Source organism: Bdellovibrio reynosensis (assembly GCF_022814725.1).
In the GTDB taxonomy this organism is placed as follows: domain Bacteria; phylum Bdellovibrionota; class Bdellovibrionia; order Bdellovibrionales; family Bdellovibrionaceae; genus Bdellovibrio; species Bdellovibrio reynosensis.
In genome coordinates this window covers 1,919,661-1,940,111 of record NZ_CP093442.1, presented here as the reverse complement: position 1 = coordinate 1,940,111, position 20,451 = coordinate 1,919,661, and the positions used below count along the sequence as shown (strand labels likewise).

The 20,451-nt window shown below is 44.0% G+C and carries 25 protein-coding genes; 13 read left to right on the top strand and 12 right to left on the bottom strand.

Annotation, left to right across the window (positions count from 1 at the left end; all coding sequences use genetic code 11):
* Positions 1-161: 161 nt before the first annotated feature.
* Complete coding sequence (locus tag MNR06_RS09085; RefSeq protein ID WP_243535209.1) at positions 162-3,098, bottom strand: TolB-like translocation protein; 2,937 nt, start codon at positions 3,096-3,098, stop codon at positions 162-164.
* 109 nt (positions 3,099-3,207) lie between these two features.
* On the opposite strand from MNR06_RS09085, the gene pal reads away from it, so the two are divergent.
* The 6 genes from pal to smpB are packed head-to-tail and all read left to right on the top strand — an operon-like array spanning position 3,208 to position 7,043.
* Positions 3,208-3,711, top strand: coding sequence for a peptidoglycan-associated lipoprotein Pal (gene pal / locus MNR06_RS09080; protein ID WP_243535207.1), 504 nt, complete (start codon positions 3,208-3,210; stop codon positions 3,709-3,711).
* Between the two features lie 30 nt (positions 3,712-3,741).
* Complete coding sequence (locus MNR06_RS09075) at positions 3,742-4,065, top strand: DUF4398 domain-containing protein (protein WP_243535204.1); 324 nt, start codon at positions 3,742-3,744, stop codon at positions 4,063-4,065.
* On the top strand, positions 4,062-4,733 hold the full coding sequence (locus tag MNR06_RS09070) for a tetratricopeptide repeat protein (RefSeq protein ID WP_243535201.1): 672 nt from the start codon (positions 4,062-4,064) through the stop codon (positions 4,731-4,733). Before MNR06_RS09075 ends, MNR06_RS09070 begins: the two co-directional genes overlap by 4 nt.
* A gap of 2 nt (positions 4,734-4,735) precedes the next feature.
* Entirely contained in the window at positions 4,736-5,770 is a 1,035-nt protein-coding gene (gene tsaD / locus MNR06_RS09065; RefSeq protein ID WP_407933218.1) for a tRNA (adenosine(37)-N6)-threonylcarbamoyltransferase complex transferase subunit TsaD, read from the top strand.
* Positions 5,767-6,594, top strand: coding sequence for a 16S rRNA (adenine(1518)-N(6)/adenine(1519)-N(6))-dimethyltransferase RsmA (rsmA, locus tag MNR06_RS09060; RefSeq protein ID WP_243535196.1), 828 nt, complete (start codon positions 5,767-5,769; stop codon positions 6,592-6,594). Before tsaD ends, rsmA begins: the two co-directional genes overlap by 4 nt.
* Complete coding sequence (gene smpB / locus MNR06_RS09055; protein WP_243535193.1) at positions 6,591-7,043, top strand: SsrA-binding protein SmpB; 453 nt, start codon at positions 6,591-6,593, stop codon at positions 7,041-7,043. The genes rsmA and smpB overlap by 4 nt, the downstream gene beginning before the upstream one ends.
* Here smpB and MNR06_RS09050 read toward each other — a convergent pair.
* Positions 6,988-7,647 carry a hypothetical protein gene (locus MNR06_RS09050; RefSeq protein WP_243535190.1) on the bottom strand — a complete coding sequence of 220 codons (660 nt, stop codon included), beginning with the start codon at positions 7,645-7,647 and terminating at the stop codon, positions 6,988-6,990. The genes smpB and MNR06_RS09050 overlap by 56 nt on opposite strands.
* Before the next feature lie 74 nt (positions 7,648-7,721).
* Here MNR06_RS09050 and MNR06_RS09045 point away from each other — a divergent pair, with 74 nt between their 5' ends.
* The gene (locus tag MNR06_RS09045) at positions 7,722-8,501 is read left to right on the top strand and encodes a hypothetical protein (protein ID WP_243535188.1); all 780 of its coding nucleotides are present in this window, start codon (positions 7,722-7,724) and stop codon (positions 8,499-8,501) included.
* Here MNR06_RS09045 and MNR06_RS09040 read toward each other — a convergent pair.
* The 3 genes from MNR06_RS09040 to MNR06_RS09030 form a co-directional block, all read right to left on the bottom strand.
* Entirely contained in the window at positions 8,498-9,181 is a 684-nt protein-coding gene (locus MNR06_RS09040) for a flagellar brake protein (RefSeq protein WP_243535187.1), read from the bottom strand. The genes MNR06_RS09045 and MNR06_RS09040 overlap by 4 nt on opposite strands.
* Complete coding sequence (locus MNR06_RS09035; protein ID WP_243535184.1) at positions 9,157-10,056, bottom strand: SAM-dependent methyltransferase; 900 nt, start codon at positions 10,054-10,056, stop codon at positions 9,157-9,159. The genes MNR06_RS09040 and MNR06_RS09035 overlap by 25 nt, the downstream gene beginning before the upstream one ends.
* A 91-nt stretch (positions 10,057-10,147) precedes the next feature.
* Positions 10,148-10,450, bottom strand: a complete 303-nt coding sequence (locus tag MNR06_RS09030) for a hypothetical protein (RefSeq protein WP_243535180.1) — start codon at positions 10,448-10,450, stop codon at positions 10,148-10,150.
* 199 nt (positions 10,451-10,649) lie between these two features.
* Here MNR06_RS09030 and MNR06_RS09025 point away from each other — a divergent pair, with 199 nt between their 5' ends.
* Complete coding sequence (locus MNR06_RS09025; protein WP_243535179.1) at positions 10,650-11,897, top strand: hypothetical protein; 1,248 nt, start codon at positions 10,650-10,652, stop codon at positions 11,895-11,897.
* A gap of 32 nt (positions 11,898-11,929) precedes the next feature.
* Here MNR06_RS09025 and MNR06_RS09020 read toward each other — a convergent pair whose 3' ends face one another.
* The 4 genes from MNR06_RS09020 to map form a co-directional block, all read right to left on the bottom strand.
* Positions 11,930-12,454 carry a MarR family winged helix-turn-helix transcriptional regulator gene (locus MNR06_RS09020; protein WP_243535176.1) on the bottom strand — a complete coding sequence of 175 codons (525 nt, stop codon included), beginning with the start codon at positions 12,452-12,454 and terminating at the stop codon, positions 11,930-11,932.
* Positions 12,455-12,704: 250 nt separating this feature from the next.
* Positions 12,705-13,103, bottom strand: coding sequence for a hypothetical protein (locus MNR06_RS09015; protein WP_243535174.1), 399 nt, complete (start codon positions 13,101-13,103; stop codon positions 12,705-12,707).
* Between the two features lie 93 nt (positions 13,104-13,196).
* Positions 13,197-13,358 (bottom strand): hypothetical protein, encoded by a 162-nt coding sequence (locus MNR06_RS09010; protein ID WP_243535171.1) that lies wholly within the window; start codon positions 13,356-13,358, stop codon positions 13,197-13,199.
* Between the two features lie 87 nt (positions 13,359-13,445).
* Positions 13,446-14,204, bottom strand: a complete 759-nt coding sequence (gene map / locus MNR06_RS09005) for a type I methionyl aminopeptidase (RefSeq protein ID WP_243535170.1) — start codon at positions 14,202-14,204, stop codon at positions 13,446-13,448.
* Positions 14,205-14,229: 25 nt separating this feature from the next.
* Here map and MNR06_RS09000 point away from each other — a divergent pair, with 25 nt between their 5' ends.
* The 3 genes from MNR06_RS09000 to MNR06_RS08990 all read left to right on the top strand — a co-directional run bounded on the left by MNR06_RS09000 (position 14,230) and on the right by MNR06_RS08990 (position 16,691).
* Entirely contained in the window at positions 14,230-15,075 is an 846-nt protein-coding gene (locus tag MNR06_RS09000; protein WP_243535168.1) for an NAD(P)H-hydrate dehydratase, read from the top strand.
* Between the two features lie 89 nt (positions 15,076-15,164).
* A complete protein-coding gene (locus MNR06_RS08995) occupies positions 15,165-16,091 on the top strand; it encodes a hypothetical protein (protein WP_243535164.1) in 927 nt (308 codons plus the stop codon).
* Between the two features lie 138 nt (positions 16,092-16,229).
* Positions 16,230-16,691: a Crp/Fnr family transcriptional regulator gene (locus tag MNR06_RS08990; protein WP_243535163.1), complete on the top strand. Its 462-nt coding sequence runs from the start codon at positions 16,230-16,232 to the stop codon at positions 16,689-16,691.
* A gap of 298 nt (positions 16,692-16,989) precedes the next feature.
* Here the strand turns inward: MNR06_RS08990 and MNR06_RS08985 are convergent, their stop codons facing one another.
* Complete coding sequence (locus tag MNR06_RS08985) at positions 16,990-17,601, bottom strand: NUDIX hydrolase (RefSeq protein ID WP_243535159.1); 612 nt, start codon at positions 17,599-17,601, stop codon at positions 16,990-16,992.
* A gap of 143 nt (positions 17,602-17,744) precedes the next feature.
* On the opposite strand from MNR06_RS08985, the gene MNR06_RS08980 reads away from it, so the two are divergent.
* Together MNR06_RS08980 and MNR06_RS08975 are read left to right on the top strand one after the other, a co-directional pair.
* Positions 17,745-17,999, top strand: a complete 255-nt coding sequence (locus MNR06_RS08980; RefSeq protein WP_243535156.1) for a PepSY domain-containing protein — start codon at positions 17,745-17,747, stop codon at positions 17,997-17,999.
* A 151-nt stretch (positions 18,000-18,150) separates the two neighbouring features.
* Positions 18,151-18,681, top strand: a complete 531-nt coding sequence (locus MNR06_RS08975) for a cytochrome b/b6 domain-containing protein (RefSeq protein ID WP_243535154.1) — start codon at positions 18,151-18,153, stop codon at positions 18,679-18,681.
* Here MNR06_RS08975 and MNR06_RS08970 read toward each other — a convergent pair.
* Positions 18,678-19,103, bottom strand: coding sequence for a hypothetical protein (locus MNR06_RS08970; protein ID WP_243535152.1), 426 nt, complete (start codon positions 19,101-19,103; stop codon positions 18,678-18,680). The two genes, MNR06_RS08975 and MNR06_RS08970, sit on opposite strands and share 4 nt — an antisense overlap.
* A gap of 116 nt (positions 19,104-19,219) precedes the next feature.
* A complete protein-coding gene (locus tag MNR06_RS08965) occupies positions 19,220-20,419 on the bottom strand; it encodes a TCR/Tet family MFS transporter (RefSeq protein ID WP_243535150.1) in 1,200 nt (399 codons plus the stop codon).
* Between the last annotated feature and the right edge of the window lie 32 nt (positions 20,420-20,451).

Here is a 20,451-nt window from a genome sequence, read left to right as displayed (position 1 = left end):
CTGCAACTTTGTCAAGACCACACAGTTAGGCACACCGTGACATAATCAATCGAAGAAGATTGGCCCTCGTCCCGCCGTCTCGTCCGCCGTAGCTTTAGCGAAGGAGGAAGCCGCAGGCGAAGGAGGACCGCAAACCAAGAGTTCCCCCGAAGAAAACTCCGTTAAAACCCCGTGATCTGCAAAGTAGATCCCAACACTCCCTCAACTCCACGAGCCGTATTGAAGGCAGCATAATACCCAATAACAAAATTTATCGGAATCACATAGCCAACAGTAGTTTCTAACTTCACCTCGGCCCCCGCCGACCAAAACGAACGCTTCATCGAGATTCTTTCAGAAAACAACTCATCAAACATCATCCCATCAGCCGCAACCCCATCAACGATCACCGCCCCAGACAGTCGGCGCATAAAAATAGGATCCGTTCCAGAGCCATTATAAATTGAAGCAATTGGGAAACGATATTCAGCATTCACACTTAAAAGATTTTTTCCACTGATTTGCCCACGACGATACCCGCGCAGAATATACTCTGGCAGTGGATTGTCAGAAACAAACACTAACGGTTCGGTTGAAACCCCATAGATGTGGGATTCTTTATCAGGAGTATAAACGCCATTGGCTTTTAACATGATGGCGTGATGGCGAGGTAACCACTTCGAAAGATAAATCTCTCCACCAGCAATGACTTGCGAATGATAAACATAGTCTTCGTACTTAACGTAGTTGTAAGCGCCAAGATAAGCACCACCGCCAGATTCAGGCGAGATCTGCGCACCTGATTGACCATAATTTGAATAACTAGCTACCGCGAACGGACCCACCCGTTTGATCGAAAGAGCAACATCAGTTCTTTCTAAATACTGAACACCCAACTGCAAAGAGCTGTATTTCGAAACACCAAAGGTATCCGGCAAAACAGCAAGCGTAGTTCCGTAATAATCAATCGGGTTATGAATAGTGCCTAAGTAAGAACTGCGTTTGTAAGCTAAAACCGCAAATGGAAGTTCAGTCACTTGATTTAGATAAGACCCCTCAAAACTTCCGCGATTAAGTCCCGTGTCGTAAGAAACGCCTAACGAATAAGAATGTTTTTTTAAAGGATCAAAGCCAGAGGTTAACGCTCTAAAAATAATTCCAGAATCACTTGTCGATCCCCAAATGAAAGGCAACCAATAACGAGGCCACAGATATCCGTAAGGGGAATAGTCTTCTAACTTTCCTTCTTGCACAGCCTTCGCACCAAACGCTTCACTTTCAACGTTCTTCGCAGCGCGATCAGGATAACGATCTGCCATTAAGGCGCTGACCTGAGGAATTTCTTCGCGATTTTCTTTCCAATCTTTTTCTAAGATGGCAGAAACACGTGGGCCTTGGGCCGTCATGTGAGTTGCAAAGATTTCTTTACGAATCGGATCAAGATCCGCCGTCATAAATGCAGTAAGGGTGTTTGTAATAGGGCGAGCCGACCTCAATTTATTGTCAGCCATGTACAAATTCAAAACGCCGTTGGCGGCCGAAGTGAACATCAAACCTTCAGTAGTCTTTCGCGCAAAACGGATATTTTTAAAATCACCAAGCACAACTTCAGAAGTTTTCGCTGAAAGCGAAAACTTATAAAGCTGTTCGACACCATTTTCCTTACGTAACGAAAATAAAATCCCGTCGTCGTAAAAAAGTGGATAAGAAATGCGCTCTTGCAGGGAAGGCGAGAATAGAATTTCCTCAGTCCATTTGTTATTTGCAAACTTTAAAACCGCCAAATGGGTCCGGCCGCCCTCTAGTTTCACAAAAGTGATTGCACCACCATCGGCAGAAACCGAAGGCTCACGCCCACGAAGTCCTTTCGTTAGGCTTTCAGTTTTCTTAGATTGCAAATCGTAAGTATAAAGATCTGAATAACGTTCAATGCGATTCACATAGTCAATTTTGTCATAAACGATCTTTTGCGAATTCGGAAACCAGCTGACCCGTTGAATACTTCCTGTCGGTGGCCCATCTTGCGGAACATTCGGTTCCAATTCCTGGTTAAACTTTTCAACTGTATCAGCAGCGGGCGCATCTAGGAAACTTTGATCATCCTTTTCGCGGGTGATGATTTTCACCGAACGCGAATTACTATCGTCTTCCGTGATCACCGCCAAATGCTTCCCGTCAGGGGAAATCGCCGGAGCCGTCACCGAAGTGAAATTATTTTTAGGAATGACCACCGGGGTGATGGGACTTTCACGCAAGGTCTTAAGCTGATTCTGCGCGCGGGTGATGGTATCACTCATCATGCGCTCGTATTCCTGCTCATAGCTTTTGCCTAAAGCTTCACGGGCAGGAACTTCAATAAAGTACGGAACCCTTTCACCGTGACGTTCATTCAAAGCAGCAATGACGGATTCCCCGCGGTCAGCCAGCATTTGACTCCACATTAAAGAACCAAACAGATACGGGCGCATACCTTCAGGCCAAGTCGGAATATATTCATTCGCTTCGGCGATGTCATAGGTGTAAAAACTGTTGTCTTCAACCATGGCGCGGATTGTGGCTTCTTGATAGTACGAGCGTAAGCGCCCCTGGTGACCCAACCGGGTTTCCATCTCAACCGCCAAACCTTCTTTCCACCAATTCGGCAGCAAAATATTGGGCGCAATGATGTTACCAAAGATCATACGCAAGGGTTTCATCACTCCGCCGGCGGGCTCAAATGTAAGAATGTGTGTGTATTCGTGGGCTAAAAGTTCAAAAGCCCAGTCTCCAGAGTCTGCCAAGCTTTCTTCAGGTCCCGGAAGTACAGGGTATGCCATGATGTGTGGGTAAGGAATTCGAGTAGCGTAGCCATTGGTGACATCCGTTTTGTCATTGATAACAACGACGGTCTTCTTTGGAAGTGAACGAAAAAATGGCAAAAGTGCGTGATAGGCTTTTTCTAATTTCTGCGCATACAGATGACCTAGGTCCTGCTGCTTGGCATTAAAAATGACTTCAAAATGCTCTGTCTTAAGGGTTTTCCACGAAATACTCGGAGGAACTTCAAGTGCGAAGGCAGATTGAATGAAAATTAAAAAACCTGTGAAAGCGATGCTGATCAAGACAAGGTGTTTGTTCATAGTTTTTCTTAGCTGTACAGCAACGCCATATCAATTATTGACAATGAGCCGCTATAAATTAAAGTTTTCTTTGTTAATGATAACTATAGGAACTTCATTGGAGGACATCATGCTTCGTAAATTAGCTCTTGGTCTTGTTGCTTGCGCCCTAGTTGCAGGTTGTAAAGGAAAACAAACTCAATCTGACCAAGCAATTGAAACTTTGCCTACGGGCGGATCAACACAAATCGACACGGCTCCTTTGGCATACGATGCTATGGGTTCTGATTCTGGAAAAATCGATGGTTTGGTAAGCGTATTCTTCGGTTACGATAAATCAAACTTGGATGCTCAAGCGAAGAAAGACATCGCGACAAACGTACAGTGGATGAAATCTCATCCAAACGTGAAAGTTCAAGTTGAAGGACACACTGATTCTCGTGGTACTATCGAGTACAACGTAGCGTTGGGTGAGCGTCGTGCTAACGCGGTGAAAGCTTACATGGCAAGCCTTGGTATTGCTTCAGACCGTTTAAGTGTTATCAGCTACGGTAAAGAAAAACCACTTGAGATGGGTGAAACAGAAGCAGCTTGGGCGAAAAACCGCCGCGCGAACTTCGTACCTGCTCAATAGGTCTACACTCCGGCTTCGCCGAAGTAGGTAATGAAAGGGAGCGCAGTGAATTTGCTAAAACTGATCATCGTAGTACTTGTAACAGTGATCGTCAGTTGTCAGACAGTTCCTGCGCCCGTCGAGGATTATTCCTTAGCACGAGCCGCTTTAGATGCGGCTCGTTCCGTTCAAGCCGCCCGCCATTCTCCCGGTTACTGGCATCAGGCCGAGGAGGCCTATCGCAAAGGGCGCATTTATTTTGAAGACCGCGATTTTTCAAAAGCCAAAGAACAATTCGTTCGTGCCCGTGTTGCTGCTGAAAAAGCTGAAAATTCAGCCCGTCTGATTCGTCAAAGAACTGGAGATGTTCTATGAAGTTAGTTTTTATTCTTGTATCTGCGTCCCTATTTCTAACGGGTTGCTTGAAAACCCGTAACGAAGTGAAAGACGTTGAACAACGTCAAGTTATGCAACAACAGGTGACTACACTACAAAGAAGTAACGCCGACGTTTCAAACCGCTTTGCCGAACTTGAAGAAGAAATGAGAAACCTGAACGGCCGCGTGGATGTTGTCGAAAACAAAGTCGGTCGCAGTGATTCTGGTTTTGATAGCGCCCTTAAATCATCTCAAGCGCAAAATCAGGAATTAAATCAAAAAGTCATGATCCTGCAGGAAGCCCTGACAAAAATGGAACGCGACATGATCGCGCTCAATGCCGAACTTCAGGCAGTGAAAGCGGACCGTGCCTCTGCCCAAGCGGAAAGAACTTCAAGACAAGCTAAGAAAAATGTTTTCGAAGTGGGTGAAGAGTTCTTTGAAAAAAAGGATTGGAAGCAAGCAATTCTTAATTTCCAGAAATACCGTGATGAAAATCCAAAGGGCGGCAAGTTCGCTGAAGCCACATATAAAATCGGAGTTTCCTTCCAAGAACTTGCAATGCGCGAAGAAGCTAAAACTTTCTACGACGAAGTCGTAAACAAGTTTCCTAAATCGGATGAAGCCCGCAAAGCTAAAATCCGTCTTAAAGGCATGAAAAAATAGTGATCGAAAAAGTCTTGGCCATAGAAACCAGTTGTGATGACACTTCCGTTGCGATCGTGAATCGCAGCGGTTGGGTGCATTCTGTGGTTGCAGCTTCCCAAGATTTAGAGCATGAAATGTACGGCGGAATCGTTCCAGAGATCGCCGCCCGCAATCATTCCATCGCGCTTATCCCTTTAATTGAAGAAGCTTTTAAAAAAGCTGGTATGACGTGGTCTGATGTTGACGGCATTGCCGTGACCAATAGACCAGGTCTTATTGGCGCCTTGATCGTGGGATTAGTGACTGCGAAGTCATTATCTCAAGCAAAGAAAATTCCTTTTCTTGGCGTGAATCATCTTGAAGGCCATTTGCTTGCGCCATTCTTAAAAGATGCACAGTACGCTCCACCAGAAGACTTCGATTACCCTTATGTGGGTTTAGCAATCAGCGGTGGACACACCAGTCTTTACCACATCACAGAACTTGGCGAATACCGCGTTTTGGGTGCGACTAAGGATGATGCCGCTGGGGAGTGTTTTGATAAATTCGCAAAAATGGCAGGCCTTGGTTTCCCAGGCGGTCAGCGCATTGATCAAATGGCGAAAACGGGAAATCCCAAAGCCTACGAATTTCCTCGCAGCATGATTCACGATGAAACTTTCGATATGAGTTTCTCTGGGTTAAAATCCTCTGGCCAACGCATGCTTGAACAATTAGGCCCTGAACTGGTTCAAGAACATCTTCCAGATCTTTGTGCTTCCTTCCAAGAAGCGATCGTCGATGTACTTATCGCTAAACTTGAAAGAGCCGCTAAAGTCTTCAGAAGTAAACGAGTGATCTTAACGGGCGGGGTGAGTGCAAATTCGCGCTTACGTGCACGCGCTGAAGAGTGGGCTGCACAAAAAGGTTTAAGACTGGTGATCCCACCTTTACGTTACTGCACCGATAACGCTGCCATGATTGGCTATGTAGGTGCTTTACGCATGGCCCGCGGCGAGTTTTCAGAATTAGACCTGGGACCTTCACCCCAAGCACTGGCAACGGATTTTAAATGAGTCAATCCAGAGAACGTTTAATGCAAACCCTGCAAGAGCTAGGGATCTTAGCCAAAAGATCCTTGGGCCAAAACTTTTTGGTCAGTGATTTAGTTATTGAACGAATCATCAATCAGGTTAAAGAATTTGCACCAGAGGAATTAATCGAAGTGGGACCCGGTCCCGGTGCTTTGACTTATTTTCTAAGACAAATGAATGTGCCACTGCAACTGATTGAACTAGATTCAAAAATCGCAGCTTACTGGAAAGAACAGGGCTTAGAAGTTCTTGAAGAAGATGCCTTGCAACTTGATTGGTCACGGTTCTTTACCGGTAAAAAAATCGTCTTCGTCAGCAACCTTCCTTACCAAATTTCTTCTAGCATCGTGATTGAAAGATCCCTTGAAGCAAACGGTGTGGAACACATGGTGCTGATGTTTCAAAAAGAAGTAGCCCAAAGAATCCGCGCACCAGCAAAGAATGAGCATTACGGTCTTTTAAGCGTCATCGCCCAAGTCTTCTGGAAAACAGCCATGGTGACTGAGGCGGGGCCACGGGATTTTGATCCACCTCCAAGGGTGGCAAGCCGCGTCCTTTCATTCAGCCGCTTGCCAACGGAAATCTCAAACCGCAAAGCCTTCTTAACCTTTGTTAAAACCGCATTTGCGCAAAGACGTAAGCTTCTTAAATCAAATTTATCTGGTCTTTTAAAACAAAAGCAGCTAACTGAAGAGCAATTAGTAAGTCTGCTTGCCGAACTGGGTTTTAAAGAAACCGCAAGGGCCGAAGAACTAAGCCCTCAACAGTTTGTGACAGTGTTTAAAAAACTTGGATTTGATACATGAGCATCTTGATCATTCAAGAAAACAAAAAAGCCCGCTTTGATTATACGATCGTAGAAACCTACGAAGCGGGTCTTATGCTTATGGGAAGCGAAGTGAAGTCTTTGCGCAATAAAGACGTTCAGCTGAAGGATTCCTACATTTCTTTTAAAGGTGATGAAGCTTTCCTTCAGAACGCCCATATCGCTGAATACAAGGCTTCTAGTTACAACAATCACGCCCCTGAACGTCTTAGAAAGCTTTTATTAAATCGCAAGGAACTTGACGAAATCTTCGGAGCTCTTCGCGAAAAAGGCTATTCCTGCGTGCCATTAAAAATCTATTTCAAAGATGGCAGAGCGAAATTAGAAATTGCTTTAGTGAAGGGTAAAAAGACCCACGATAAGCGTGAGGCGATTAAGAAACGCGACGTTTCTGATCATATTCGCTCAAGCTTGCGACGTTCTCGTTAAGAATAAATTCTTCCTTAACTCCCAAACGAGCGCGCTTTTCTGCCAACAAGTGTTTCCACGCGGCATAAGCTTCGCGATTTTGCGGATCGATACTTAACTTTTCTAAAAGTCTTAATTCAGTTTCCGTATTCGCTTTCAAGGCGCGATAAAAATAATCATAGGTCATCGCTAAATCACGGAAATCGTCATCTTCTTGCAAATGGAAGTCAGGAATATTCCATTGTCCCAACATCAATGAATGCATGTGTTTTTCCATGCTTACTAACGGGGACAAAAGGTTCTTAGTCATGCGCACGCTCAAAAACAACGTAACGCCGATTAAGAACATGAAGCTCGCAGCAAGGAACACCGTCAGCCACGTCATCTCTCGTTCAAGATGCTCTACCAAGTGGGGTTGAGTATCGAAAGCTAGACCTTTGAATAGTTCAAAGTTCTGACTAATGAAGTAATAAGATGGAAGTAAGAATAGAAAAGCGCCACCCGCAACCGCAGTGATCATGTACCAGCAATACTTATATTGAAACGTTTTATTCAATATATAGCGGCGAGATCCTTGTCCCGCGGGTACTCGTTGAGGTTCGATCACTCGTCTTCCGTATAACATAGCTCCCTTATCGGCCGGTTGTGTTTTAAGAAGAGTCCAATTATTCTCAAAAAAAGACATTGTTGGAGGTTTTGATGAGTCTAACACGACTGCCATTTGAAAAGAGGTCCCGAGGTCCTCTTATTGGTCTTTGGACTTTAATAATTATTGTTAGCTGTCTAAGTATGAACACTCCTGCAATGGCCGACGAAAACGCGCCAGAGACTTTGGTCGATGAGAAGTATTCATTGAAAGCCGATCGCGAAGCTTTAGAAAAGCTTCGTAAAGACATTCCGGCCGACGTAAAAAAAGAAAATGACGAAAAAGCCTTCATGGATCAGATGATGAGCGATCTGTCCCGCAATCCTAGTGAAGTACGGGGCAAGTTTTCAAGCCTGTTAAATAAAAAGCGCACACTATTTAATAAAGATATGACCAAAGCGCGCGAGACTTTTACCAAAGCTCAGAAAAAAGAACGTGATGAGTTCAGTAAAGATCTTGGTGAACAAAGAAAAGACGCTTCTAAAAAGAAAATGAGCAGTGAAGAGCGCAAAGATTTCTTTGATGACCTAGAAGCAAAACGCAAAGACTTCTACGCCAACCAAAAAGAAAAGCGCGATGAGTTTGAAGCGAACATGCGCGATAAGCGTAAGGACTTCGACGATTATGCTCGCAGCAAGAACGATGAATTCAATCAGCTTCATCGTGATTACTCCAAACGCTATGAAGAAAATAAGAAACTAGAAAAAGACCGAAAAAAAGAAGCTGAAGAACAACGTAAGCAGCAGACTTTCAATTTGGATCAAGAATACGAGCCAGTCAGAAAAAAAGCGCCAAAGATCTTGGCGCCGAATGAATCAGAACCGAGTAACTAGGAAGGGCGTTTAAAGACGTCCTTATGTATTTCCATCGTAATCGCAAACAATTTGTTTTCAATGATCGGCGATAGGGGAGTGAACTCAATTCCGAAAGTTTGAATCACTTTATTGCCTTCATCCACGCGAATATGGCGAACGATCCCTTGAATTTCCATCGGTGCTCTTTTGCCAATGACTAATAGACCTGTCACGGTGTCGCCAACTTTCATTAGCGGAGCATCCATACGATAAACCACGCGACAACCTTGGCTGCTTAGGTCCGCTAATGCTCCGCTGATTTTCTGCGGTTTATCGTTCACAAGAATGATGTTGTAAAAGGCGTTGTAGCTTTCTGGAATGCGCACGCGATAATTCTGACGGCGTTGCAGGTGATAAAGTTCCTTCGGAATTGGTACGACGACTTTACCCTGATGAATCTGCGCTTGGGCTTGGAAATAGTATTTTTCGCCGCCCAAAAAGAAATGCCCTAGGTATTCTTCAAGGTTTGCCATGGTGGTCGAAGATTCAACAACGCATTCAAGGCTTAAAGTTTTTGAATTATAAAATGAAACGCGCAGTTTACAGATGGATTCTTCTTTTCCCTTACATAGAAGTTCGCCTTTGGCTTGGGCTAAGTCCTGCCAAAGTTTGATTTTTTCATCTTCCCTTCCAATCAGGGTGAAGATGTCTTTATCCATACAGTAACCTCGTGCTTGTTGTGATACAAATGTTGAACCTTGGCTTTTTCCATGGACTGAAACTTCTTTAATGTCGCAAAATCAGTCTTACCTTGAAATTTTATCGTGCAAACGAAGTTGCGGCAAAGTCCTGAATTTTGCCACTGCTGAACAAGTTCTAAAAGTTTTTCTGGATAACAAATGATATCTGAAAAAAACCAATCAATGGCCCCAATGTCCTCGGGCTTCACAGTGAAGGCATTGGTTTTCATAAAGTGAATTCGTGGCAAACGTGCGATATGGGGTTCAAGGGGTGCGCGATCAATGCTGACCACTTCACAACCCATTTGTTGTAAAACCCAGGTCCACCCACCAGGGCAACTGCCGAAGTCGACAACTTTCTGACCCGCTTCGGGTTTAACTCCATAAACTGTAAACAGCTCCCAAAGTTTTAAGTAAGCGCGAGAAGGCGGATTCTTTTTATCTTCGTTAAACTGAATTTCACCCAAAGGAAAAACAGAGTTCGTTTCGCTAGAAACCAGCAAAGTATTTTTATCTAATAAAGTCCAAGCACCCAATGGATCGCTGGGCAGCGGACTTAAAAAATCCATAATTCGGGGTTTTAACTTAGGAAGGTTGTCTTGAATCAGTTGCGCGCGACGATGGTTATCAACGCTATAACAAGCCCACAGTTTGCCGCGTTCTTTTAAAGCCTTAGCCGCTTGAGTGATAGATTCAAAAGTGATCACTTCTGGATTCAACCAGATTTGTTGAGCCCAAACAGAATCCTGAACGGGGCCATCAGCAATAATCAAATTGCCGTGCACTGATTTGATGTTTTTGATTTCTTCTTGAAGTTCGGGAAGAAACTGTTCGGTGGTGAGGTAAGCGATCATGGGGGAGATTATAAAGGAAAAAGGGAGCCTTGGCTCCCTTTTATTTGTTTGTGTAAATTGGTACTGCCCCAGCTTTGCCGGCGTCTGCCAATTACGCTGCTCTCGTTGCCACTGCCGGAGTCAATAGACCTCTGCTATTCCAGCAAGTCATAGCATCTGCCCAGAACTTTTCTTTCAGTTTAATCTCTGCAGGACTGAATTTAACCTTAGGATAATCCTGTTTAGTGAAGTGCTCAGTAAAGTGAGCTTCATCAGAACCACGGACGATTTTCATCATCATGTTGAAATGAACTTCAGAGAAAGGTTTGTTATCGACGAGCATTTTTCTGAGACCAGCCTCTGGCGTTTGAGTTAAGAAATTATAGAGGTTTGGTACATCATATTGTTGACTCATTTTGAGACTCCCTTTGATTTGTTGCATTTAATTTATCGGTCAGGAGTTGTCGGAGCTTGAATCAACTTCCAGTCAAAGGTCTAGGAAAAACGATTAAAACTTTTCCAGTTTCAATTTAATTGGCAATAAGTTTCAAAGAACCCTCAGAAAAAGGTCTAGGTGACCTTAAGTCCTAAGACCTTCCTCCGATCTAGGAGGCATGACAACACATAAAAGAACAAACATCATTTTAGCCGCTTTATTAACAACTGTGTGCGCAAGCTCTAGCTTTGCGATGGCAAAAAAACCACCTCAAGAATCTAAGGCGCCATCGACTCCAAGCCCGGCTCCCGCACCCACACCGGCTCCCGCGCCGACCCCTGCTCCAACTCCAGCTCCGACACCAACGCCGCCGCCAGCGCGCGAACCAGCAGCAATCTCTGATGATCTTACTCCGGAAGGATTTAACCCATTTACAGAAGTGGCTTATCCAGTAGGTGGCATCGTCGATACGACTTACAAGGGTTACCGCGAACTTCTTCCGGTGCGTGATGCTTCTAAAGGTCATCGTACTGATAGCTGTGATGCAAGCCTTGATGGTAACGATCGTTTCGCGGATCGCATCGCTTACGCAGTAGAACTAAAAATGCATGCTTCAAAAGCGCAGCTAGGTTATGTGGCTTCTTATTTTGGTTTAAATAAAGACGTAAACACGTATTTACCAAACAGTTTGATTTCGCATCCGTTGTGCAACGTAACTAATTCAACTCTGAATACAACTTACGGCGGGAAAAATGTACCGGGCGCAGCGACCATCAAAAAGATGAACGTTTTTGCTGATAAAATGAACGGCTATCGTCGCGAAGCTTTAGCAGGGAACCGTGATGGTTACGTGAAGGCTTCAAAACTTTGGTCAAAATATATGATGTGCTTATCTTACCTAGAGTCGTTAACGTCAGCGAACTCTTCAAGTACACAAAGAGTGGCTGAAAAGTATGCTCCATCTGGTTACCGTCGTCCTGCAAGTGTGGCTTTCTATGAAGATCCATACCAAGACGAAGCTTCTAGATTGAACATTGGTGTGTTCCAATTCACTCCGACAGCAAGTGGTAACATCCAAGCATGTATCCGTGAGTGGAACCAGGTTTACCCAAGCTGCGGTATTTCAACAAGCGCAAGTCAGTCTGAATTAATCCGCATTCTGGGCAGCTCTTTACAGACTTTCAATTCTTTCTGTGCGGCTTCGAAAGTAACAGGAATGTTTGCGGTGCAAGTGAATGCAGTAAAGGCTTACAATACGCATCCATATAACGTGAATTCAAGTGGCAGCTTAAAAGCTCCAGCTGAACGTTGCGTAAGTCCGCATATGTCGGTGGGGCGCTCGTACAACCACTTCGGTCCTTTCCAAAACGTGATGGGCGATACGGTGGATAAATTGTTATCTTGTACATTGAATGGTGAATACTAAAAAAAAAGCCCCTGAAACGGGGCTTTTTTCGTTTAGGCCTTTTCGGTTTGGCCTAGGCGTCCTACTGATTTGATCAGCTTTTCCATGCCGCTGCTAATCGACTGCTTTTCCTCGACAGAAAAGTCAGACCAGAACTTAGAAATACGCTCGTGATAAAGCGGAGCGATTTCTTGGCAAGCTTGAATGCCTTTTTCAGTTAAAAGGATAACGAACGAACGACCATCTTTTTCATGGGTAGTTCTTTTCACAAGTTCTGCTTTTTCAAGACTGTTAATAAGGCCAGAAATCGTTGCTTGCGTAACGCCCACTTTTTGCGCGATCTCTGAGGGCATCAAGCCACCTGGAGTTCTGTTTAGCAACAACATCAAGGCAAAGCGACCCGATGAAAGATTGTATTGCGAAAAGAATTTATCAAGGTTCACTTCAAGATCAGTACTGATTTTACGCAAAAGGATATGGGAGTAGAATGTTAAATGATCCAACTCAGGATGCAGCATTTTAGCACTCTCTTGAATCTCTTTATACGTTGGAATTTCCGTAAAAAACAATTTAGCCATGTTCCGACTCCACCTAATAAGGCCAGCAATTTAATTTCGTTGCATAAGCAGTTTATTTGGGAACAAATACAGGCGCAAGAAAAACACCACATTTGTAGGACAAAATCCTTTGATAAGAAACCAAAAATCGTTTTGAATTTCAATACTTTAGGTGGTGTGATGTTAAGAAATCTTGTTAACTAAGGAGAACTTAAAAAAAAAGCCCCTCCGAATGGAAGAGCTTTCTACATTTGTTTGTCAAAACAGTTTGTTATTCCAAAGTGTAAAGAACAACTTTTACTGAATCTCTAGAACCCAATGATTTTTGCAAGCATCCTTTAGCTACTTCAAATGGAGTAAGGCCTTTTGCTGCAGAGAAAGTGATGAATAGCATTCCATTCACGCTTTCGCCTTCAACCAAGCAGCGGTTGTCTCTAAGATTCAAAACGCGGCCTTTAGTTACAGGAAGCTCGCCGTCTTGAGTGAATTTAATCGCGCATGAAAAGAAAGTTTTTGGTTTAACAGTGTCAGCTTCATCGATTGTGCTGATGCAAGAGTTATAAACGTTAGAGATAGTTCTTTCTACCGCGATTACGTTTCCAACTTTACGATCGTTTGCTTGAGCAGAAAAAGCCAAAAGTAGCGATGCTACGACAAAAAATAGTTTCATAAGTCCTCCGTCTTTAGACCCTGATAGCCTTTCATTTTTTTGATAGGACTCAAGCCTAAAGGCGGCGTGTCTATGTAAAAGAATCGCAACTTGTTACATTAACTTCCGGCGGTTGCCATTTTGGTCGACTTTAAGAGCGCCCGTGGTCCAAAGAACCCCTGAATAGATCACCCACAGCAATAACACCGCTGACGAGATTTCGACGGCGAAAGGAAGGCCTGTAGGAAGTGTCAGATCAGTAAAAAGCTTATCCATAGCGGCTCCCAGCGTGGTTCTTAAATGCTAAACCCTAAAAACCGCTCGGAGCAAATGAACTATATACAGGTGTCTTTATACAAGACACTAGGCATAGAAATCGGGGATTGTGACAATCAAAGCACGGTCTTTCATGACGACCATCGTGTGTTCAAATTGAGCCGTTCGATATTCAGGCCCTGTTACCAGAGTCCAACCGTCAGCTTCTTCATCCACAAAGCGCGCACCCGTAGAAACGAAAGGTTCAATTGTGATCACATGACCTTCACGCAGTTTGCGTTTGTCGTTCTTGTCAAAGTAACCCGCGATAAATTTTGGCTCTTCATGCAGTCCCTTGCCGACACCGTGACTTCCTAAATTTTCGATGACTGTGTAGCCGTGTTCTGTGGCGACTTTTTGAATGTTGTAGCCGATGACGTTGATGTTTTCTTGCGCCTTAACAGCGGCGATCGCGGCGTCTAATGCGGCCTTAGTAACATCCAGCAATCTTTGATCTTCCTTACGACCCGGAGGAACGATGAATGAGCCACCATTGTCGGCAAAATAACCACCAAATTCAGCAGATACGTCGATGTTGATGAGATCGCCTTTTTTGATTTTCTTGCTGGAAGGCACACCGTGGGCAGCTTCGTGATTTAAGCTGATGCAATTAAAACCAGGAAAGTTGTAAGTCACTTTAGGACCTGACTTGGCACCGTGCTTTTCTAAATAAGCTCCGCCTAAATCATCAAGTTCTTTCGTAGTCATGCCCGGTTCCATGGACTTTGCCATGTGCTGCAAACAGTTTGCTACGATTTTGCCAATTTTCTTCAGACCTGCTAGATCTGCTTCCGTCTTTACGATCATAGGTTAGGGTTATACACTTAAAGCGATGACGAAATCCACTGCTCCCGTATTAATCTTAAAGAAAGCAGCGGCCCGGAAACTTTTACCGGTGATTTCAGAACAGGATCATAAAGGTTCCCGGGGGCGCAGTTTAATTTTAGCAGGAAGTGCGCAGTTCCCCGGTGCTGCCGTTTTAGCAGCAAAAGCTGCATTGCGAATGGGAAGTGGCTACGTTTGTGTCGCGCAAAAAAATGTTTCTATTTCCAGTCTTGAAAATCCCGATTTCCTGGTGGCTGATTTGAATAAAACACCCTGGCAAGAGATCCAATTTAATTCGGTCCTCGTAGGCCCTGGTTTTGGAATAAACGATTTTACTGCTTCGGTCATCCAGCAGTTAAAGCAGGCTCAAGTCGAAAATGTAGTGCTTGATGCAGATGCCCTTCGAGTTTGCGCTGACGAAAAACTTTTTCCTGTTCCAGATCAGTGGATTCTTACCCCTCACGCCGCTGAAATGGGATATTGCTTAGGTATTAACAGTTCCGACGTCAATAGTGACCGCGAAGCCAGCATTCGTGAAGGGCATGCCCTGATGGGGGGGGTGGTGTTGCTTAAAGGTCATCGAACACTGATTTTTAGCGGCAAAGATGTTTATACAAATGCCACCGGCAACTCCGCTTTGGCGAAATCAGGAACCGGGGATGTTCTTGCTGGGATCATTACCGCCTTAAGAGCCCAGGGTCTTTCCGCCCTTAAAGCCGCTTTATTAGGTGCCTACGTCCATGGTGCCACGGCCAACTTATGGAAAGCGCATAAAAAGGATCTGATATCCATGACTGCCAGTGATGTTATTGATTATTTGCCTGAAGTCTTATTCCGGATCCGGAACTCTTAAAAATTTTACTATTTGTGAACCTGTCACGACTCTGACTTTCTTTTTTGAATCCTCCCAGGTAAAACCTTCGGCAAACCAGGGAGATAAACATGAATCGCCAGCTATTTTTAGCAGCTTTGATGACTTTGACCGTTCAAGCAAATGCGCAGACTTCAACTACCACTGTATCAGCACCAGCTACCCAAGAATCTGTCCTTAAAACAGACAGCGTTTTGCAAAATAAAAAATTCGAAGACAATAAAGAAATCACGGATTCAAAACTTAAAGCTGAAGGCGGCTCATTCTCTCGTTACTCTTTAAAAGTTTCTTTAAACTTCAGCGGCCCTCCAGTGGGTGACCTTTCAAACAAACGCCAGCCAAACCCAGATGGAAACATCGGAAACTCTGAAACTTCTTTAGGTGGTAGCTTAAGTGCTCGTTACCGTCTGGATAGCAAAAGCGCATTAAGCACAGGAACAGGCGTAAGTGCTTTGACTCCTTTTCACGGTGTTGAGCGTGTTGACGTTAGAAATCCTTTTTTACGCTACGACCGCAGTTCACGCCTAGGCGAAGTTCAAATTCGTAACTCTTACGACGTATCACTAAATACCAATCCTGCTTTCCAAAAAGTAGGTCAAACTTCTGGTGTTGGTTACGATAACTCGGTGGTTTACAACATTGGTACTTCTGGATTCGCTGTGGGTTTAGATTCTTCGATCAGTGCTTTCATCTATGACCGCGGTTATGAAAAAAGCGATAGAACTGCTAGCCGTTACTATGTAGGCTTTTACCCGCAAGTGAAATACAACTTCTCTGATAAAGTGAACATGTATAACTCTTTTGCCTTTGGTTTTGCGAACCCACGCGCTCGCGATAGCGAATTCGATCTTTTAAACAAAACAGTTTCGGGTCGCTTGGGAATGGGCATGGCCTTTACTAAGGACATCTACTTTGCTCCATTCTTGAACTACTACCCAGAAAATCTAAGAACTGAGTCGACGACGTTCAGTTTCTCGACAATCTTCTCGATTCTTTAATAGGGTCCAATTTCATTCTTAAAAAACACCAAAGCCAGGATTACACTCCTGGCTTTTTTTGTTGGACATAGGTCTATGGCGTTTGAGTCCTCTTGACGGTCTTTGCAGAACACCGAAAAATATTACTTCGGAGGCCGCATGGACTTAAAAATGCTCAAATCAATTTATCTTTTTTCTGAATTTTCTGATGCAGATTTGCAGAAGGTCGCTTCAGTTGCTGAACTTAAAAATTTCGTTCCTGGTCAGGATATCTTTTCTGTCGGGCAGGAGGCGGATGCTTTTTATGTCGTGGTGATGGGTTCCGTAAAAATCTCTGTTAGCACGGGTGGCGGTGATGAGATTCAAATCAGAACTTTAGGATCTGGTTCTCATTTCGGTGAAATGCCCTTCATTGATGGTGGCAAAAGATCTGCGACCGTTCAAAGTATCGAATCATCCCATATCGCCGAAATCCCGTTTGCAAAATTAAGCAATCTATTTCAAGCAGATCCAGCAATGGCTTTGAAGTTTTATAGAGCCACGGCGAAGTCATTAGGTGTGCGTTTGCGTGCAACAACATCTGATTTAAATGCGATGAAAGAACTAAAATTCCAGCAGTAGCTTGATTTGCAAACTGCCAAAAAAAACAAAAACCATAATCCCTTGTGCGATTATGGTTTTTTGTTTTGTAGCTAATTTTTCTAGCTTAGTTAAGGCGGCCCCGTCTCCGTATGTAAAGCCAATTCACGAATCTCCCTGTTATAGATATATTCGCGACGTACTACTTTAAAATTCGCCATTAAGGCTCCTTTCGTACAAGGTAGTAAACTTATCGGCTAGACCTTTGTAGAGTTAAGGCCTTTTTATTTTTTTCTGCGGATTTTTATCCGAATCTAGAATTGAAACGGCTTTTTTTTGCTCACAAGTTTTTCACTGTCGAACTTTTATATGCGCTTAATTTCAAACGATCAAATAAGTTAAGAATCATCATATAAGTTAAGCCCCATAATGGTGGATCCCTGTCTAAATGAACTGCAGGCAAACGAATTCCACCGGTATCGCGCACGACTCCATAAAATGTTTGTCGGTGCGGTGACAGGATTTCTTTCAGAGGCGTCCAAAAGAAATCGGCCACCTCAGAAGCATCCAATGTGATCCCAAATTCGCGATCAATATGAAACACGAAAGGTCGAATATAAAAATCCAGCATCGTTCCTGATTTGCGGGCTTGTATATCGTCAAGACGACCTACAAGCTCATCAGGTGAAAGTTGCAAGCCGACCTCTTCCTGAGTTTCGCGCAAAGCTGCATCCAGATCCGAAGCATCAGATTCTTCCCTTTTGCCACCAGGAAAAGCGATGTGTCCTGACCAGCGATCGTCGGGATTGAAGGCTCTTTGAATAAAAGCGACTTCTAAATCTTCCATTTTTTGACCCCGAAGAATCACTGCGACACAGGCATGACGGTGCAGTTTTTCATGAAGATCCAAGGGCGCCGGGTTTAAAAACAATGACTTTAAGCTATTCGTCAAAGGGTGTTCCTTTTGTTACTTAAATATCAGAACAATATTTACGGCATTTTTCATCTTGTTTTCAGTGAGCTGATGAGTCAGGCTCGACCCTAGACAAGCAGCTCCTTTTATTAGACACATCAACCTTACTTGGAGGTTCAAAAATGAAAGCACTTTTAATGTCTTTTGTCCTATTAGCGTCTGCGGTTTCTTTTGCTGGTCCTGATTGCACAAAAGAACCAAAAGAAAAATGGATGCCAGAAGCCAAAATGAAAGAGATGATTTTGTCACAAGGCTATAAAATTAAAAAATTCAAAGTCGACGGCAATTGCTATGAAATCTACGGTTGGGATAAAGAAGGTAAAAAAGTAGAAATTTACTTTAACCCAGTAGATGGAAGCATCGTAAAACAAAAGTAAGACCGATGAAAAAGGCCCAACTGACTGCGTTGTCGGGCCTTGTCCTCGCTCCAACGTGGCGCTGCCACGTCTGCGCTGTGGGAAGACCCTCCGCCTTGCATTTGGACCTTTTTGATCGGTCTTGTGCTGTGGAGTTGGCTTAAGGAGAAAAATGGAAATGAAGAGCCCGGAAAGAATATACGTTTGGGATATTTTTGTTCGGGTTTTTCATTGGACTTTGGTGATCTGTGTTTTTTTAAACTTCTGGGTTACTGAAGAAGGCGATACTCCGCACGAAGTTCTTGGGTATATTGCTGCGGGGTTCGTCGTTGCGCGATTGTTTTGGGGATTTTTTGGTAGCCCCTATGCGCGTTTTAAAATCTGGCTTGCTTCACCCAAGTCTATTTTTTCTTATCTTCGTAATTTCAAAACCCGTAAAACCTATCAGTCCCACAACCCGATCGCAGGTTGGATGATCATTTTTTTAATGAGCTGTATTATTGGATTAGCAGTTTCAGGTTTCATGATGGGCACAGATAAATATTTCGGCGAGGAGTGGGTCGAAGAGCTTCATCACTGGATTTCAGACATCTTAATGGGTGCTGTCGCGATTCATATCATCGGGGCACTTTATGAAAGCCGCCACGAAAAACAAAATCTCGTGGCGGGGATGGTTCACGGATATAAAAACAAAGTGGACTAGCGGCAAGAACGGCGGGATACCTGTTCTGAATTTTCACTGCAGTTTGTGATTCGGCAGTTTTCATAACGATACTGGCAGCGATCCATAGCATCGCGTTCAGCATCGAAGCGATACTCAGAACGACCTTGAACTGTCATTTTGTAGCCGCGGTAATCAACACCTTCAGCAGTGCACGTCGTGTTTTTGATGCTGCAAGTTTCAACGCAGTCGCCATGTTTTTTCAAACACTCTCGACAACTGCCATGACCACCCCAGTGTTCTTCCCAGCCGTTGTCTGTCGCAGAACAAGTGACTTGTGAATGACCGCCACCTGGGTAACGAGGAGGACGACCTCCATCACCTGGACGAATCCAATCAAAGATTCCTGCGTAAGTGTTCAAAGCAAAAAAACTAATTAAAAAAATGGTGGTTAGTTGTTTCATTCATTCCCCCTTTAAATGGTTAAGCACTATTTTGCTTTTCAAAGAGGGTGCCAACAAAGATGGAGTCATAATGTAACCAGAGCGCTTTACGCACTTCGGCTTTTTCGCAGCAGTTCTTACGCTTCTTTTTTTCTTAAAAGAATCAACCAACAGACGACGCTGACGATGGCTGCAAAAAAGTATGGAGCACCAGGCAGGTACACATCAGTCCTTTGCGCAGTAAACATCGCAAACAGTTTTGTCGTCACGATCGGAGTGATGATCGCAGCTAAACTTGCAAGACTTACAAGTGTTCCTTGCAGCTCGCCTTGTTCATGGGGCGGAGTTTTGTGACTGATTAAAGACTGCAAAGCCGGCGTGGCCACCCAAAATACCGAAGAGAAAATTAGAACGACATACATCATCCAGCCCTCATTTGCTAAACCGAACAGTGCAAAAGCAACGGCATAACCCAAAGATCCGTAAGCGACGGATTTATATTCACCAATCCACGGAATAATGACTCGAGTCAGCCATCCTTGCGCTACGGCACTTAGTAAGCCCACAACCGCCAAAGAAAAACCAACCTCTGCCGTCGACCAGTTGAATCTTTTCTCAGTATACAAAGTCCAAATCGATGGATGCGTCTGCCCAGCCAGCGAGAACAAGAAATAGATAATTAGAAATGCCAGAATGTGTTTCGCATCAAAAACTTTTTTAAGTGAACTTAGCGGGTTGATTTTGCTGATGTCGACCTGGCGACGTTTTTCCTGCGGCAATGATTCAGGCAAAATAAATAATCCAAATAAGAAATTCAGCAAGTTCATTCCTGCCGCCATCAAGAATGGATAGTGCGGGCCATAGTGACCAAGCAGGCCACCAATTGCAGGACCTATAATAAATCCCAAACCGAAGGCAGCGCCAATCATCCCAAAGTTTGCCGCGCGATTTTTATCATCACTGACGTCAGCAATATAAGCCATTGCCACTGTGATATTCGCACCCGTTAAGCCCGCAAGAATTCGACCTGCAAAAAGAATCCAAAGATTTGGTGCAAAGGCCATTAACAGATAATCAAAACCGGCCACCAACAAACTTACTAACAACACTGATCGACGCCCGAAGCGATCAGACAGCGCACCCAATAGCGGGGAAGCTAAAAACTGCATCAACGCGTATAAGGAAATGAAATAACCAAAATAAGAAGACACCGAAGTTTCTGAACTTACAAAGCGTCGCATGATGTCGGGTAGGGAAGGAATGACTAGGCCGATACCGATCATATCCAAGGTGACAGTGATAAAAATGAATATAAGGCCTGCTTTAGAATTTTTCATAAGAAAACGGTAACAACAAAAAAATGCACTGG

What these genes read in the sequence shown, in the direction of transcription:
- MNR06_RS09000 (WP_243535168.1), top strand. Translation starts at nt 14,230, where the DNA reads ATGACGAAATCCACTGCTCCCGTATTAATCTTAAAGAAAGCAGCGGCC.
- MNR06_RS08965 (WP_243535150.1), bottom strand. Translation starts at nt 20,419, where the DNA reads ATGAAAAATTCTAAAGCAGGCCTTATATTCATTTTTATCACTGTCACC.
- MNR06_RS09050 (WP_243535190.1), bottom strand. Translation starts at nt 7,647, where the DNA reads ATGTTATACGGAAGACGAGTGATCGAACCTCAACGAGTACCCGCGGGA.
- MNR06_RS09030 (WP_243535180.1), bottom strand. Translation starts at nt 10,450, where the DNA reads ATGAGTCAACAATATGATGTACCAAACCTCTATAATTTCTTAACTCAA.
- MNR06_RS09040 (WP_243535187.1), bottom strand. Translation starts at nt 9,181, where the DNA reads ATGGATAAAGACATCTTCACCCTGATTGGAAGGGAAGATGAAAAAATC.
- MNR06_RS09070 (WP_243535201.1), top strand. Translation starts at nt 4,062, where the DNA reads ATGAAGTTAGTTTTTATTCTTGTATCTGCGTCCCTATTTCTAACGGGT.
- MNR06_RS09025 (WP_243535179.1), top strand. Translation starts at nt 10,650, where the DNA reads ATGACAACACATAAAAGAACAAACATCATTTTAGCCGCTTTATTAACA.
- MNR06_RS09015 (WP_243535174.1), bottom strand. Translation starts at nt 13,103, where the DNA reads ATGAAACTATTTTTTGTCGTAGCATCGCTACTTTTGGCTTTTTCTGCT.
- map (WP_243535170.1), bottom strand. Translation starts at nt 14,204, where the DNA reads ATGATCGTAAAGACGGAAGCAGATCTAGCAGGTCTGAAGAAAATTGGC.
- pal (WP_243535207.1), top strand. Translation starts at nt 3,208, where the DNA reads ATGCTTCGTAAATTAGCTCTTGGTCTTGTTGCTTGCGCCCTAGTTGCA.
- MNR06_RS08995 (WP_243535164.1), top strand. Translation starts at nt 15,165, where the DNA reads ATGAATCGCCAGCTATTTTTAGCAGCTTTGATGACTTTGACCGTTCAA.
- MNR06_RS08975 (WP_243535154.1), top strand. Translation starts at nt 18,151, where the DNA reads ATGGAAATGAAGAGCCCGGAAAGAATATACGTTTGGGATATTTTTGTT.
- MNR06_RS08990 (WP_243535163.1), top strand. Translation starts at nt 16,230, where the DNA reads ATGGACTTAAAAATGCTCAAATCAATTTATCTTTTTTCTGAATTTTCT.
- MNR06_RS09075 (WP_243535204.1), top strand. Translation starts at nt 3,742, where the DNA reads ATGAAAGGGAGCGCAGTGAATTTGCTAAAACTGATCATCGTAGTACTT.
- MNR06_RS08980 (WP_243535156.1), top strand. Translation starts at nt 17,745, where the DNA reads ATGAAAGCACTTTTAATGTCTTTTGTCCTATTAGCGTCTGCGGTTTCT.
- MNR06_RS09035 (WP_243535184.1), bottom strand. Translation starts at nt 10,056, where the DNA reads ATGATCGCTTACCTCACCACCGAACAGTTTCTTCCCGAACTTCAAGAA.
- MNR06_RS09085 (WP_243535209.1), bottom strand. Translation starts at nt 3,098, where the DNA reads ATGAACAAACACCTTGTCTTGATCAGCATCGCTTTCACAGGTTTTTTA.
- smpB (WP_243535193.1), top strand. Translation starts at nt 6,591, where the DNA reads ATGAGCATCTTGATCATTCAAGAAAACAAAAAAGCCCGCTTTGATTAT.
- rsmA (WP_243535196.1), top strand. Translation starts at nt 5,767, where the DNA reads ATGAGTCAATCCAGAGAACGTTTAATGCAAACCCTGCAAGAGCTAGGG.
- MNR06_RS08970 (WP_243535152.1), bottom strand. Translation starts at nt 19,103, where the DNA reads ATGAAACAACTAACCACCATTTTTTTAATTAGTTTTTTTGCTTTGAAC.
- MNR06_RS09010 (WP_243535171.1), bottom strand. Translation starts at nt 13,358, where the DNA reads ATGGATAAGCTTTTTACTGATCTGACACTTCCTACAGGCCTTCCTTTC.
- MNR06_RS09045 (WP_243535188.1), top strand. Translation starts at nt 7,722, where the DNA reads ATGAGTCTAACACGACTGCCATTTGAAAAGAGGTCCCGAGGTCCTCTT.
- MNR06_RS09020 (WP_243535176.1), bottom strand. Translation starts at nt 12,454, where the DNA reads ATGGCTAAATTGTTTTTTACGGAAATTCCAACGTATAAAGAGATTCAA.